Below are 14758 nucleotides of genomic sequence, written 5' to 3' on the forward strand. Positions count from 1 at the left end.
CGGCTGCTATTTGTCGGTGACGATCTTGACCTTGTCGCCGGCCGAAACGGCGGCACCCGGCGACAGCGCGTTGAGCACCCTGAACAAATCCAGCTTGCGGTCGACGCCGACCATCTGTGCGGCCAGGGAGCCCATTGTCTGGCCGGGCTGCACCGTGACGATGCGGATACGCAGCGGCTTCAACGCCGCCTTCTCGGCAGCACTCAGGATGCGAAACGAGCCGCTGACCGAGCGCGCCACCGTGCTCAGCGAGGTGCTGGCCGAAGGCGCCGCGGTCAGCAAGCGGTAGACCTGGCCGCCGGCGCGGATCACCGCAATATCGAATTGCCAGCCATCGGCGCCGGCATGCGCGGTTGCCGCTTCGTTGCCGTTGATCGTTTCCTGGCGCACGCTGCTGTCGTCGAGGCCGGCAACCCAGCCGCTGCGGATGTAGTCGGTCAGCGAGCGGCCCTTGTCGATCGAAACGCCGTCGAAGCGGATCGCGATGTCGCCCGGGCCTGTCGCCGTCACCGCCGCTGCCGAATTGTCGATGATGAAGCCGTTGGGCACCGAGAACGACACGCCGAGGCCAGGATGCAGGAAAGTTTCGCCGCGCACATAGCCTTCCTCCGGTGTGTCGCCGTAAAGCAGCCCGTCTACGCCGGAAAGGAATGAATCGCGATCGCGCGACCCGACACCGGGCGCGCCGAACTGGCGGGCGTGGCGCTGCGCGAGGTCGATACGCTGCGGCGTGTTGGGGTGCGTCGCCAGGAAGTCGAGGCTGGCGTCGGTGGCGCCGCTGATCGAGCGGAAATCGGTATAGGCCGACATCGACTGCAAGAAGCGGCCGGCAGCGTAGGGATCGAAACCGGCTTCGCCGATCGATTTGATGCCGATGGCGTCGGCCTCCAGCTCCTGATTGCGCGAGAACTGGGCCAGCCTCAGCTTGCCGCGGATCAGCGCCGCCTTGGCCGTCGGGTTGTCGCCGAGCACATCCGAAACGACCTTGGTCGCCAACCCCTCTTCGGCTTCCAGCTGCTGCCGCTGCAGGCCGTGATTGGCCGTAACATGGCCCATTTCATGCGCAATGACGGCGGCAAGCTCGGCTGAATCGTTGGCCAAGGCAAGCAGGCCCCGGGTGATGTAGAGATAGCCGCCCGGCAGCGCGAAGGCATTGACGTTGGGCGAGTTGAGGATGGTGATGCGGTAGGTCTGGGTCGGGTTGGCCGACACTACGGTCAGTCTGCCGACGATCTTGGCCACCATGCGCTCGAGCTTGGGGTCGGAATATTCTCCGCCATAGGTGGCGAGGATGCGCGGGTGCTGCGCCTTCGCCAGTTGGGCGAGCTTGCCGTTGGCGGCGACGTTGTCGACCGTGATCGGCTTGTCTGAGGGCTGAAAGCCTGATTCCTGCACGTCGGGAGGCGTGAACATCTGGCAGCTTGCCAGCGCCACGGCAAGACCGGCCAGCGCCAGAAAGCGCGCCAGCGGTTTCACCCTCCGATTGTCGATGCCGGTCGGCAGATCGGCTTCCTTTCAAGTCCTGGCACGTGACCGCGAAAATCGGGCGCGATTTCCGGAAAGCATCACGCGCAAAATCAAGTGCTACGGCGTCCGACAGATACGAGGCAGCAAGGGCAAATCACGGTCTAAGCCGGACCAGCTCCTGGCGGACCTAGCCACACTACCTCGACCATGGCAAGCAAGCGCCGCTTCGCCTTCCGCCGGTTTGACCATAAATTATGTCCGCTTCCGGGCAACATCTCGTGATCCAGCCGCAAACGGACCCGAGCCGATATAGCGTCGGAATGCCTCCGGTCCAGCCCCGACGAAAAAATCGGCCGCGGTGCCCGTCGCGGCAACCGTGCCACCATCCAGGAAAACCATGTTTTGCCCGATACGGCGCGCATCGTCCGGCTGGTGCGTGACGAATAGCACCGTCATGCGCTGCTCCGAATGGACGTCGGCGACCAGGTCGAGCATGTCGTCGCGCAGTGCCGGTCCGAGCGAAGCGAACGGCTCGTCGAGCAACAACACCGGCCGGTCGCGCACCAGGACCCGAGCGAGCGCGACGCGCTGCCGCTCACCGCCGGAGAGTTCGCGCGGCAGCCGGCTTTCCTTGCCGGCAAGGCCGACGCGCTTCAGCGCTGCGGCGATTGCGGCGCGGTCAGCCTCGCTCAGCATGAGCGAAGGCGAGCGGCCGAGCCCGACATTCTGCTCGAGGGACAGATGGGCAAACAGGTTGTTTTCCTGGAACACCATCGATACCGGCCGCGCTGATGGCGGCGCAGTGCTGACGTCGGCGCCGCCGATGAGCACGCGGCCTGACCGCGGCGCTTCGAAACCGGCCACCAGATTGAGCAGCGTCGACTTTCCCGAACCGCTCGGCCCCATGATGGCGGTGATTTCCGACGCCGGGAAATCGACATCGAATATAAGCGGCGTTTCACCATAGCTGAACGAGACATTATCGAGCCGCACGGCCGCGCCTTTTTCGACCGAAATCGACCGTTCCGGGCTGATCGGCATCATGATTTCTCCCTCCTTCCCAGCCAGTCCGCGGTCAGCACAAGCGCCAGGCAGACAAGGCCGAGCAGCAGCGCCAGGCCGGCCGCATCCTCGGTGCGGTAGCTGCCCATGCGCGCCAGCAACAGATAGGGCAATGTCTGCACGGAATCGCTGCCGAACAGCGCAATGACGCCGAGATCACCGAGCGACAGCGCCATGGCGAAGGCGAAGCCGGTGGCGAGCGGCCGCCGCAGCGACGGCCAGTCGACCAGACGCAACCGGTTCCAGCCCGAGATGCCAAGCTGTGCACAGAGCCGTTCGTGGCGTTCGCTCGCCGCGTCATAGGCGGGGCGGATGGCGCGGATGGCGAACGGCATCGCCATCACCGCATTGACCACAACCACCATGACAGGGGCGATCGCAAAGACATCGCTGACGCTGCGCAGGAGCAGGAACCAGCCGGCACCGATGACGATGGGCGGCACCACCAGGACGAACCCCGCACCGGTGTCGGCCAGGTGTTCGAGCAGCGTCCGCCTGCCGGTCCGCCGGGTGAGCGCCAGCGCCCGGCGCGCCATAACCAGCGACAGCGACAACGCCAAGGAGAGCAGCGCCGATAGGAGGGAGAGCACGGCACTGGTCGCCGTCGCTTGCCGCACCGCGCTCTCGCCGGCCAGGCGGCCGAGATCGGCGCCAAGCCCGGCCGACAGCGTAGCCGCCATCGGTCCGGCGACAAACAGCAGTGCCAGCCCGATCACCAGTGCGTTCAGCACGGTCTCGGCCGCACCGGCTGAAAAATACCGGCGCGGGGCTACCGGCAGATTGGCGTCGCCGGTCATATTGGCGCCAAGCCGCGTTAGTGCCAGCACGACGACGAAGGTCAGGGCAATCTGCAACAAGGTCAGCGTCACCGCCCGCGCCGGGTCGAAGTCGAAACGCAGCGCCTGGTATATGGCAACCTCCAGCGTCGTCGCGCGCGGCCCGCCGCCGAGCGTAAGCACGATGGTGAAGGAGGTGATGCACAGCATGAAAACGAGCCCGGCAACGCCCGGCAGGGCCGCACGCAACGCCGGCCATTCGATCAGCCGGAAGGCCGGCGCAGCACCCATGCCAAGCTGGCTCGCCAGCCGCCATTGGTTAGCCGGCACCGTCTGCAACGCTTCCAGGAACAGTCGCGTTGCCAGCGGCAGGTTGAAAAAGACGTGGGCGACGAGAATACCCGATAGGCCATAGATGCCGGGCCAGTTCTGGCCGCCAATCGCACCGAGCAAGCCGGCGAAATACCCGGCGCGGCCATAGAGTGCCAAGACACCGAGTGCGGCAACAATGGCCGGCAGCGCCAGCGGCACGGCGAAAAGCTGCAGGACAAAGCCTCGCCCGAAAAACTGTGGATGCCGCGACAGCGCGCGCGCGACGAACAGCGCCGGTGCGACGGAGAGCAGGGTCGACAACAGAGCCTGCCAGAGCGTGAAGCGGGCAACACGGAGGAGATAGGAATCAAAGGCGGAGGCGGCGCCCGACAGGTCGCGCATGGCTTCGACGACGAGCCCGGCGAATGCCCCGCCGATCAGCAGCGCGATGGCGGCGAGCGCGACGATACCGGCAGCGACGCGGGTATCCGATGATGGCGCGCGTTGCACGCTAGACCACCAGATTCGAGATTCTTAGCGAGGATTGCGTTCCTTCGCGCGCCCCTCTGTCCTGCCGGACATCTCCCCCACATGGGGAGAGATTGGCAGGTTCAGCGCTCCGCTCATTCCGGCAATGTCGGAGATTGGCGAAAGCCGGCATGACGGCCAATTTCCCTCCTTGTGGGGGAGATGTCCGGCAGGACAGAGGGGGGCGCCGTAGGGCGATCATCTTTCAATCCGAGCTACTTGCTCATCACCGCCAGCCACTCGTCGACCCAGGCCTTGCGATTTGCGGCGACCTCTTCCGAGCTGAACAGCAAGGTTTTGGTCGGTTTGACGAGCTTGTCGAACGCCGGATTGAGCGGCTTGTCGGTCTTGCCGGCCGGGAACATCCAGTTGGTTTCGGGAATGAGATCCTGGAATTTCGGCCCGGTCATGAAGGCGATGAACTTTTCCGCCAGCGGGTTCTTCGCGCCCTTGGTGGTGATCCCAGCGACCTCGATCTGCAGATATTCGCCTTCCTCGAAGGACGCCGCCTGGTAGCGCGAGGTGTTTTCGGCAACCATGTGGTAGGCTGGCGAAGTGGTATAGGACAGCACCATCGGCGCCTCACCCTTGGTGAACAGGCCGTAGGCCTCGCTCCAGCCCGGCGTCACCGTCAGCACCTTTGCCTTGAGTTTGGCCCAGGCTTCCGGAGCCTTGTCGCCATAGACCGACTTGACCCACAACAGCAGGCCAAGGCCCGGCGTCGAGGTGCGCGGATCCTGGATGACGATCTTGTCGCCGGCATCGCCCTCGACCAATTCCCTGAGGCTCTTCGGCGGGCTCTTCAGTTTTTCGCTATCGTAGACGATAGCGAAATAGCCATAGTCGAACGGCACGAAGATATCGTCGCTCCAGCCACCCGGCACACTGACGTCCGTCACGGCGCCATGCGGCGAAAACAGGCCGGTTGCCTTGGCGTCCGCCGTCAAATTGATATCGAGGCCAAGCACGATATCGGCCTTGGTCGCGGCCCCTTCCAGCTTCACACGGTTGAGCAGTGCCACGCCGTCGGCGACCGAGACGAATTCGACGACGCAGGTGCACTCGGCCTCGAAGGCCTTCTTCACCGCCGGTCCCGGACCCCAATCGGCGGTGAAGCTTTCATAGGTATAGACGGTCAGCTTATCCTGTGCCGATGCCTGCCCCGGTAGGGCAAGCGCGGATGCCGCAAGCAGGATAATCGAGGCAAGAGAGTGGAAAAAACTGCGCATCGGCGCCTCCTTCGTTCGCGTTGAAAGGAATTGAGGCGTCGGGCTGTCCGAAACGTCTAATCCCTCCGCCGGTACAAACCGGATCAGGTTCAGCGGGTTGGCAGTCTTGCCTCTCAGCCGGTCCGCGAAGATCGCGTCCGGCACCCCGTTAGAGCGTTTCGACACATAGGCCCGGCCGAAGTGCTGCGCAAGCGGAAGTTTGCCGGGCATCCAAAGCGCGGCGTCCTGTTTCATCTGCCGTTTCATCTTCCGTTTCCGGGGCAGGGCTGGTAAGGGCCACGAGATATGAGCACATTCACCATCCTGCTTGGCGGCGATCTCATCCGCACGCCGCTGCTCGACCGCCAGGTCGAAGGCTCCCGCGTCATCGCTGCCGATGCCGGTATCGGCCATGCCCTTATGCTGGGCCTGATGCCGGAACTCTGGGTCGGCGATTTCGATTCCGTGCCTGCCGATTTGCCGGAGGATCTGGCCGCTGTGCCACGGCAGGTGTTTCCCGCCGAAAAGGACAAGACCGACGGTGAACTCGCTATCGCCGCCGCGCTCGAACGCGGTGCGACCAGCCTTGTGCTCGCAGGCGCCTTCGGCGGCAAACGCACCGACCACATCTTCCTGCATTTGGCGCTCAGCGTCCGGCTGGCGGAAGGCGGAACGGAAGTGCTTTTGACCAGCGGCGCACAGGAAGGCATTCCTTTGCTGCCTGGAAAGACTGGCTTCGATTATGTCGACGGTACGCTGTTTTCGGTGCTCGGCTTTTCGGATCTCGCCGGCCTGACAGTCACCGGCGCCAAATGGCCGCTCGCCCATGTCGAGGTTGCCTTCGGCTCGTCGCTGACCATTTCCAACGAGGTCAAGGGCCGGCTGGAAATCGCGCTGGCCAGCGGCCGCGCGCTGCTGCTCGCGCATCCTTTTCCCCTACCTGAAAGCTGACATGGCGCCGCCGCTTCTCAATCTCGACGGGATAAAGCTGACCTTTGGCGGCGCGCCGCTGCTCGACGGTGCCGCCCTGACGGCGTCAGCTGGCGACAAGATCGCCCTGGTCGGGCGCAACGGCTCTGGCAAGTCGACGCTCCTCAAGATCGCTGCCGGGCTGATCGAACCGCAGGACGGCGAAGTCTTCCGCCAGCCTTCGGCGACGGTGCGCTATTTGCCGCAAATGCCCGACATGGACGGTTTTGCGACCGTTCGCGCCTATGTCGAGGCGGGGCTCGGGCCCGCCGATGATCCCTACCGCGCCACCTATCTGATAGAGCATCTCGGCCTGACCGGCGAGGAACGGCCGAACGACCTCTCCGGGGGCGAGGCGCGGCGCGCGGCACTCGCCCGCGTCATGGCGCCCGAGCCCGACATTCTTCTCCTCGATGAACCGACCAATCATCTTGACCTTTCGGTTATCGAATGGCTGGAGGAGGAGCTTGCCCGCACCTCCTCGGCCCTGGTCGTCATCTCGCATGACCGCCGTTTTCTCGAACGCGTGTCACGCGCCACAATTTGGCTCGACCGCGGCCAGACCCGCCGTCTCGATAAGGGCTTTGCCTATTTCGAGGAATGGCGCGACACGGTGTTGGAGGAGGAAGAGCGCGAGCAGCACAAGCTCGGCCGCCAGATCGTGCGCGAGGAGCACTGGCTGCGCTATGGCGTGACGGCAAGGCGCAAGCGCAACATGCGCCGGCTCGGTGAGTTGCAGACCATGCGCCAGCGCTTTCGCGGTCATCGTGGCGCCGAGGGTGCGGCGACGATGACAGCCAGCGACGCCGCCGAATCCGGCAAGCTGGTGATTGAGGCCAAGAACATCGAGAAGAGCTTTGGCGATCTGACCCTGGTCAAGGGATTCTCGACACGCATCCAGCGCGGCGATCGCGTCGGTCTGGTCGGGCCGAACGGCGCCGGCAAGACGACGCTATTGAAGATGCTGACCGGCGAATTGAAGCCGGACGCAGGCACGGTGCGGCTCGGCACCAACCTGGAGATCGCCACGCTCGACCAGAAGCGCGAGGCCGTCGATCCGCAGGAGACACTGGCGCAGTATCTCACCGACGGACGCGGCGAGAACCTTGTCATCAATGGCGAGCAGCGCCACGTCGTGTCCTACATGAAGGACTTCCTGTTCAAGCCGGAACAGGCGCGCACGCCGGTGCGCGAGCTTTCGGGCGGCGAGCGGGCACGGCTGATCCTCGCCCGCGTTTTGGCGCGGCCGGCAAACCTGCTTGTGCTCGACGAGCCGACCAACGATCTCGACATGGAGACGCTGGAGCTGCTGCAGGAACTGGTCGCCGGCTTTGCCGGCACGGTGATCCTGGTCAGCCACGATCGCGATTTCCTCGACCGCACGGTGACCAGCATCATCGCGCCGGATGGCGACGGCCGCTGGATCGAATATGCCGGCGGCTATTCCGATATGCTGGCGCAGCGCGGCGGCACCAGGCTGGACGACCGCAAGGCGCGGCCGAAGGCAGAGACCGGCGAGGCGACGGCGGCAAGCAGGAGCGAAGCGGCCGCTAGCAGGGGCCTGGCCAAGAAACTGTCGTTCAAGCAGAAATTCGCGCTGGAAACCTTACCCAAGAAGATCGAGGCGGTGTCGGCCTCGATCTCGCGGCTGGAGAACAACATCGCCGATCCGGCCTATTATGAGCGCGACCCGGCGTCGTTCCAGAAGACGATTGCCGCGCTCGACAAGGAGCGCGCCACGCTGGAAGCGCTCGAAGAGGAATGGCTGGAACTCGAGATGCTGCGCGAAGAGATGGAGGGGTGAGAGGTTGAATGCACGCTCATATGCGCCTACATTATGCGCATAAATGGGAGCGGCTCCATGCCTCGATCGAATCCAAAAACCCAAAGAAAGTCGGTTAATACATCGATCGACTCCGGATTGATCGAGGACGCCAAGGCGTTGGGCATCAATATATCCCGCGCTGCAGAAGAGGGTATCGCCAAGGCGATTTCGGCCGAAAAAACCCGGCGATGGCAGGAGGAAAACAAGGAAGCGATCGAGAGTTCCAATGACTATGTCAGGCGCAACGGCTTGCCTCTGGCCAAGCACCGGCTGTTTTGATGGCGCGTTATGATTTCTACCAGACTGCCGAAGGCGACGGTTATCTTCTCGATCTCCAGTCCGACCTTCTGGGACGGCTCGACACCAAGGTAGTCGTCCCGCTGATGCCAGCCAATAAGGCTCCAGTGCCGGGCCGCCGGCTAAATCCTATCTTCACCATCAACGGTAAGGACCATGTCATGGTCACTCAATTCATGTCAGCCTTGATGACATCTGAATTGCCCATTGCCGAAGGAAATCTTTCTCGCCATCACGACGACATCGTGAGCGCAATCGACATGTTGTTCCAAGGCTTCTGAGCCAAAGAGGGGTTGGGCTGGTGAGCCGGCCTCAACCCGCCGTCTTGGTTTGCCAGGCCTTCAGCGCCTCGTCGAACACCTTCTCGCCCGGAATGCCCTTTTCCATCGTGAGCAGCGCCCGCCGCCCGGTCTTGTAGACGACCGGCACGTCGATCCAGTCCTGGCCCCTGAGCAAGGTCAGATTGGCGTCTTCATCTGCCTTGGTATCGTTGAGCGCAACCAGGAAGAAACCGTCGGCGATCTTGGCCGGGATGCCGATCAGCGGGCTGCCGGCATCCTGCTCGGAGCCCTTCATGGCGACACGCAGGATGTTGTCGACGCCGCCGCCCTCGAAGCCGTCAGGCGTCAGGAAGATCATCTCGATGATATGGCTGGCCGGCAGTGTCTGGTCGGTGTTGCGACGGATCGTCATGCGCAACTGGATATCCTTGCCTGGAATGGTCGCCTCGGCGCGGATCGCCGGCTCGGGCGGCAGGTCGCCGCCGGGCGATTCCTGCACCAGTGACCAGACGATATTGCCGGGCTCGGCCGAGCCTTGAGCGGTGCTGGTGCGCTCCTCGTAGAAGATCGCTTTCTGGCCGACGGCCAGCGCGGCTTCCGGCGGAACTACCGTCGGTGCCGCTGCCGCCACGGGCGGTGTGGCGGCCGCTGCAGGCGCTGGCGGGACAGCTGCAGCATCGGCCGGCGCTGCCGCCCCGTTGGCGGGCGGCGTTGCGGGAGTTGGTGCAGCGGACCCGTCGACTGCTGGAGCATTGGCCGTGGCTTGCGCGTCTGCGGGCGCGGCCGGTGCCGGCGCGGCGGGTACCGGGCTGGTCGGCGTTTGTGCGGCCGACGGCGGCGTGGTCAGCGCGGCGACGGATTCGCCTTCGCCGAGGCCCGCCTGCCCGGCCGCGGGGCCGGGATCGACCTCGTGGCCTTCGGGCGTCAGGCGCTGCGTGAACTTCGCGCCTTCGCCGGCCTCCGTCGGAGGCGCGGCGGCCGGGACGGCCGCATCGGCCACCGGCTTGGCCGGGGCTGGCTTTACCAGCGGTTCGGTGGCGACGGTTTTGGTCCCGTCGAGGCCGAGCATGCTGCCGAACGCATCCTTGTTCAGCCACATGCCGTAACCGCCACCGGCAATGACCAGCAAGGCGACGGCAGCGGCAATCACACCGCCATAGCTGCGCCTGCGCTCGGCAGGATGGAGCCGCTGGAACCTGTCCTCCGCGGGGTCGCCGTCGTTGGAAAAGTCATCGCCCCGAAAAACCCCGTCTTGGTCATCGGCTGTCGGAAGATCCATGTCGGACGGCGGCGAACCAGCGCGCTCCTGAGAAAGAGCGACGGGCTGCGGCTTTTGCCAGTTCGACGCCGGCTTGGCGGGCGTGGGCTGCCATGCCGGCCCAGTCTGTGCCGGCCCGGTCTTTGCCGGCTCGGTCTTGGCCGGCTCGGTTTTGGCCGGCTGGCGGACATGGCTGGGCTGGTTCTTGTTGCGGTCGATGGAGGAGAAGATGTCCTCCAGCTCCGCCAGCGGATCGGATGCCGGCGCCGGTTTGCCATACTCTCGCTCAATGCTTGCGATGGCATCTTCGAGTGCACGCTTCTGCCTGGCGACGTCCGACGGCGCAAGCGGTGGATCGCGTTCGGCAATCTTCTTTGCAATCGTCGAACGGGCCTTGTCGTAGACCCTGGCGCGCACCTCCGCCGACGGCTCGCCGAGATTGTCGAGCGTCTTTTTCAGAACAGAAACAAAATCTACCATGCTTCAGTCGACCTGCATTTTGTTTCTGGGCCGGCCCCCGCAAATCAGCCGCAATGCCCGGAAAGGCTGAGAAACTAGTCTTGAAACGGATCGGTCACAAGTATCGTGTCGTCCCGTTCAGGGCTGGTGGAAAGGAGTGCGACCGGCGCGCCGATCAGCTCTTCGATGTAGCGGACGTACTTCACCGCCTGGGCCGGCAGGTCGTTCCAGCTGCGCGCGCCGGCGGTGGTGCCTTTCCACCCCTCCAGCGTCTCGTAGACCGGTTCGACGCGCGCCTGCGCGCCCTGGCTGGCCGGCAGGTAATCGATCGCCTCGCCGTCGAGGCGGTAGCCGGTGCAGACCTTGATCTCGTCCAGCCCATCGAGCACATCGAGCTTGGTCAGCGCAATGCCCTTGATGCCGTTGACGGCGACAGCCTGGCGGACCAGCACGGCATCGAACCAGCCGCAGCGGCGCTTGCGGCCGGTGACGACGCCGAATTCATGGCCGCGCGTGCCCAGGAACTCGCCGATCTCGTTCTTCTGTTCGGTTGGAAACGGGCCTTCGCCAACGCGCGTCGTGTAGGCCTTGGTGATGCCGAGCACATAGCCGATGGCGCCCGGGCCGACGCCGGATCCAGCGGCGGCCTGGCCGGCAACCGTATTGGAGGAGGTAACGAACGGATAGGTGCCATGGTCGATGTCGAGCAGCGTGCCTTGCGCGCCTTCGAACAGGATGCGCTCGCCGGCGCGGCGCTTGTCATCGAGGATTTTCCAGACCCGGTCCATATAGGGCAGAATCTCGTCGGCGACCGAGATCAGCTCGCTCATGATCGCCTCATGCGTGACCTCGGCATGGCCGAGCCCACGGCGCAGCGCATTGTGGTGCGTCAGCAGCCTGTCGACCTTCAAGGGCAGCGTTTCCAAATCCGCCAAATCCATCACCCTGACCGCGCGTCGGCCCACCTTGTCTTCGTAGGCCGGACCGATGCCGCGACGGGTCGTGCCAATCTTCGTTCCGGAATTGGAAGCGGCGTCCTCGCGAAATCCGTCCAACTCCCGGTGCAGCGACAGGATAAGCGCGGTGTTTTCGGCTATTTTCAGGCGGTCCGGCGTCACCTCGACGCCCTGCGCCTTCAATTTCGCCACCTCCGCGACGAAAGCGTGCGGATCGAAGACGACGCCATTGCCGATGATCGACAGCTTGCCTTGCCGCACCACGCCGGACGGCAGCAGCGACAGCTTGTAGACCTTGCCATCGACGACCAGCGTATGGCCGGCATTGTGGCCGCCCTGGAAGCGCACGACAACGTCGGCGCGCTCGGACAACCAGTCGACGATCTTGCCTTTGCCCTCATCGCCCCATTGCGAGCCGACGACCACCACATTGGCCATGCTTCTTTTCCCTTGAGATGCCGCGCCAGGCAGCTTGAAACGGTTCGAAACGACAGGCCTCTATAGCGTCAAGACCGGGCGAGCGCGACCATTCTTTGCCGCCCAAAACGCTCCGAGGCACAACAATTTTCGCCTTTGACATCATTTACTTGCGCGAGCTGCCGCAATAGGCCCGCATCGACCGCGCATTTCTCTCCGCCTGGCCGGGACTTCACGATGCATCGAGCCGCCTATCTGTTCCTGCTGTTCACCACCTTGCTGTGGGGCGGCAACTCCGTGGCGGGGAAGCTGGCGGTCGGTCATATCTCGCCGATGACACTTGTCTTCCTGCGTTGGCTGCTGGCGGTTCTGATCTTGCTGCCGATCGGCTGGGCAACGCTGCGCCAAGATTGGCCGGTGGTGCGCAGGCACTGGTTGCTGCTTGGCGGGCTCGGCGCTTGCGGCTTCGCCTTCTTCAACACGATCTTCTACACGGCGCTCAACTACACCACGGCGATCAACGTCTCGATCGAGCAGGCGGCGATCCCGATCGTCATCATCATCGCCAATTTTGTGCTCTTTCGCCTGCGCGTCAATGGCGTGCAGGTCATCGGCGTCGTGCTGACCATCGCCGGTGTCGCGGTGACGGCGAGCCATGGCGATCCACGCCAGCTTCTCAGGCTGGATCTCAACTTCGGCGACGCCATCATGCTGGTCGCCGTGCTTTGCTACTCGTTCTATTCGGTGGGGTTGCGGCTGAAGCCAGTCATCCGCTGGCAGAGCCTGATGCTGGCGCTGTCGGTTGCCGCACTCATCACATCGCTGCCTTTCTTCCTGTGGGAGATTGCCGCCGGCAAGGTCATCGTCCCCGATGCACGCGGCTGGGCGGTCGCGTTCTATACCGCCATCGGTGCCTCGGTCATATCGCAGATCTTCTATATCAGGGGCAACGAGCTGATCGGCGCCAACCGGGCCGGCCTGTTCATCAACCTGGTGCCGATCTTCGGTACGCTGCTGTCGGTGCTGATCGTCGGCGAGACATTCCAGCTCTATCAGGCGCTGGCGCTCGCGCTGGTGCTCGGCGGCATCGGCCTCGCCGAATACAGCGGCCGGAAGACGGCGATATCCGCCGCTGAATGAAGTCGCTTGCCGCGACGTTTCACTGCGGTCCATCAACGACCGTGGAAGCGCCCCGCGTGCTGCTGCACACGGGGCGACCGAATTTCAGGCCACGCCGACGTCGAAGTGCAGCCGCTTGGCCGAGTCGATCGACTTGTGCGAGCGCACCTGCGCCAACACCTTTTCCGGGAACGGCGCATCGAGATAGAGCAATGCGATGGCATCGCCGCCCGGCCGGTTGCGGCCGAGCTGGAAATTGGCGATGTTGACGCCGTTCTCGCCGCAGACCGTGCCGAGCAGGCCGATGATCCCAGGCGCATCGGCATTCGTCGTGTAGAGCATGTGCTGGCCGACCTCGGCGTCGAGATTGATGCCCTTGATCTGGATGAAGCGCGGTTTGCCATCCGAGAAGCAGGTGCCGGCGATCGAGCGTGTCCTATGCTCGGTCTTGACCGTGAGCTTGATATAGCCGTCGAACACGCCGGATTTGTCGCGCTTGACCTCGGCGACGATGATGCCGCGCTCCTTCACCATGATCGGCGCCGACACCATGTTGACGTCGGAGACCTGCGGCCGGATCAGCCCGGCAAGGGTGGCGCTGATCAGCGCGCGCGTGTTCATCGTCGCGGTCGAGCCGTCGAACAGTATCTCGACCTCCTTGATTGGATCCTCGGTGACCTGGCCGACAAAGGCGCCGAGCACTTCGGCAAGCTTGACGAAAGGTTTCAGCCGCGGCGCCTCTTCGGCGGTGATCGACGGCATGTTGATGGCGTTGGAAACGGCGCCCTTGATCAGATAGTCGGACATCTGCTCGGCGACATGAAGGGCGACATTCTCCTGCGCTTCGGTGGTCGACGCGCCGAGATGCGGCGTCGCCACGACATTCTCCATGCCGAACAGTTCATTATACTCCGCCGGTTCGACCTCGAACACGTCGATGCCGGCGCCTGCCACCTTGCCGCTTTTCAGTGCCGCGATCAGGTCGGCCTCGACGACCAGCCCGCCACGCGCGCAATTGATGATGCGCACACCGGTCTTCATTTTGGCGATCGCCGCGGCATCGATGATGTTGCGCGTCTTGTCGGTGAGCGGTGTGTGCAGCGTGATGAAGTCGGCGCGGGCGAACAGCTCGTCGAGCTCGACCTTTTCGACGCCGAGCTCCTCGGCGCGGCTGTCCGACAGGAACGGATCGAAGGCGATGACATGCATCTTCAGGCCGACGCCGCGCGTAGCGACGATCGAGCCAATATTGCCGCAGCCGATGATGCCCAGCGTCTTGCCGGTGATCTCGACACCCATGAAGCGGTTCTTTTCCCATTTGCCGGCATGGGTCGAGGCGTTGGCCTCCGGTATCTGGCGGGCCAGCGCGAAGATCATGGCGATCGCATGCTCGGCAGTGGTGATCGAATTGCCGAAGGGCGTGTTCATCACGATGATGCCCTTGCGGCTCGCCGCCGGTATGTCGACATTGTCGACGCCGATGCCGGCGCGGCCCACGACCTTCAGCCTGGTCGCGGCGTTGATCAGCTTCTCCGTGACCTTTGTCGCCGAGCGGATGGCCAGCCCATCATACTGGTCGATCACCTCGAGCAGTTTTTCCTTATCCTTGCCGAGATCCGGCAAATAGTCGACGTCGATGCCGCGATCCCTGAAGATCTGCACGGCGGTGGTGGAAAGTTTATCCGAGACGAGAACGCGAGGCATTGGCTTGGTCCTTTGCGATTGGCGTCCCTCCTTGAGGGGAGGGTCGGCGCGAAGCGCCGGGGTGGGGTCGGTGCGGCCGGATGCGGCCGAATCTTTCTGGATGGTGGATCGTTGAGCTCG

At 64.0% G+C, this 14758-nt stretch carries 12 protein-coding genes and 1 riboswitch; of the genes, 5 read left to right on the forward strand and 7 right to left on the reverse strand.

The features are described 5' to 3' along the window. Positions 1–6: 6 nt before the first annotated feature. The 4 genes from NKH71_RS07305 to thiB all read right to left on the reverse strand — a co-directional run bounded on the left by NKH71_RS07305 (position 7) and on the right by thiB (position 5374). Complete coding sequence (locus tag NKH71_RS07305; protein WP_023721023.1) at positions 7–1476, reverse strand: M48 family metalloprotease; 1470 nt, start codon at positions 1474–1476, stop codon at positions 7–9. 243 nt (positions 1477–1719) lie between these two features. Continuing rightward, on the reverse strand, positions 1720–2511 hold the full coding sequence (gene thiQ, locus NKH71_RS07310; protein ID WP_023721024.1) for a thiamine ABC transporter ATP-binding protein: 792 nt from the start codon (positions 2509–2511) through the stop codon (positions 1720–1722). Further along, complete coding sequence (gene thiP, locus NKH71_RS07315; RefSeq protein ID WP_352480902.1) at positions 2508–4127, reverse strand: thiamine/thiamine pyrophosphate ABC transporter permease; 1620 nt, start codon at positions 4125–4127, stop codon at positions 2508–2510. The genes thiQ and thiP overlap by 4 nt, the downstream gene beginning before the upstream one ends. 233 nt (positions 4128–4360) lie before the next feature. Beyond that, complete coding sequence (gene thiB / locus NKH71_RS07320) at positions 4361–5374, reverse strand: thiamine ABC transporter substrate binding subunit (RefSeq protein ID WP_352788743.1); 1014 nt, start codon at positions 5372–5374, stop codon at positions 4361–4363. 43 nt (positions 5375–5417) lie between these two features. After that, positions 5418–5532, reverse strand: a riboswitch (TPP riboswitch). A 127-nt stretch (positions 5533–5659) separates the two neighbouring features. Between thiB and NKH71_RS07325 the strand changes: the two genes are divergently transcribed. The 4 genes from NKH71_RS07325 to NKH71_RS07340 all read left to right on the forward strand — a co-directional run bounded on the left by NKH71_RS07325 (position 5660) and on the right by NKH71_RS07340 (position 8725). Further along, a complete protein-coding gene (locus NKH71_RS07325; protein WP_023721026.1) occupies positions 5660–6304 on the forward strand; it encodes a thiamine diphosphokinase in 645 nt (214 codons plus the stop codon). Between the two features lies 1 nt (position 6305). Continuing rightward, entirely contained in the window at positions 6306–8126 is a 1821-nt protein-coding gene (locus tag NKH71_RS07330) for an ABC-F family ATP-binding cassette domain-containing protein (protein ID WP_352788741.1), read from the forward strand. Positions 8127–8243: 117 nt separating this feature from the next. Continuing rightward, positions 8244–8426, forward strand: a complete 183-nt coding sequence (locus tag NKH71_RS07335; RefSeq protein ID WP_502900341.1) for a type II toxin-antitoxin system CcdA family antitoxin — start codon at positions 8244–8246, stop codon at positions 8424–8426. Further along, positions 8426–8725, forward strand: coding sequence for a CcdB family protein (locus NKH71_RS07340; protein ID WP_352480906.1), 300 nt, complete (start codon positions 8426–8428; stop codon positions 8723–8725). Before NKH71_RS07335 ends, NKH71_RS07340 begins: the two co-directional genes overlap by 1 nt. A gap of 31 nt (positions 8726–8756) precedes the next feature. Here NKH71_RS07340 and NKH71_RS07345 read toward each other — a convergent pair whose 3' ends face one another. Both NKH71_RS07345 and NKH71_RS07350 read right to left on the reverse strand, forming a co-directional pair. Further along, positions 8757–10463 (reverse strand): hypothetical protein, encoded by a 1707-nt coding sequence (locus NKH71_RS07345; protein WP_352894707.1) that lies wholly within the window; start codon positions 10461–10463, stop codon positions 8757–8759. A 74-nt stretch (positions 10464–10537) separates the two neighbouring features. Next, on the reverse strand, positions 10538–11836 hold the full coding sequence (locus tag NKH71_RS07350) for an adenylosuccinate synthase (protein ID WP_023680654.1): 1299 nt from the start codon (positions 11834–11836) through the stop codon (positions 10538–10540). Between the two features lie 216 nt (positions 11837–12052). Between NKH71_RS07350 and NKH71_RS07355 the strand changes: the two genes are divergently transcribed. Continuing rightward, on the forward strand, positions 12053–12955 hold the full coding sequence (locus tag NKH71_RS07355; RefSeq protein WP_352547151.1) for a DMT family transporter: 903 nt from the start codon (positions 12053–12055) through the stop codon (positions 12953–12955). A gap of 84 nt (positions 12956–13039) precedes the next feature. Here the strand turns inward: NKH71_RS07355 and serA are convergent, their stop codons facing one another. Beyond that, the gene (serA, locus tag NKH71_RS07360) at positions 13040–14638 is read right to left on the reverse strand and encodes a phosphoglycerate dehydrogenase (RefSeq protein ID WP_352480909.1); all 1599 of its coding nucleotides are present in this window, start codon (positions 14636–14638) and stop codon (positions 13040–13042) included. Between the last annotated feature and the right edge of the window lie 120 nt (positions 14639–14758).

This window comes from Mesorhizobium sp. M0983 (assembly GCF_040318975.1).
Classification (GTDB): domain Bacteria; phylum Pseudomonadota; class Alphaproteobacteria; order Rhizobiales; family Rhizobiaceae; genus Mesorhizobium.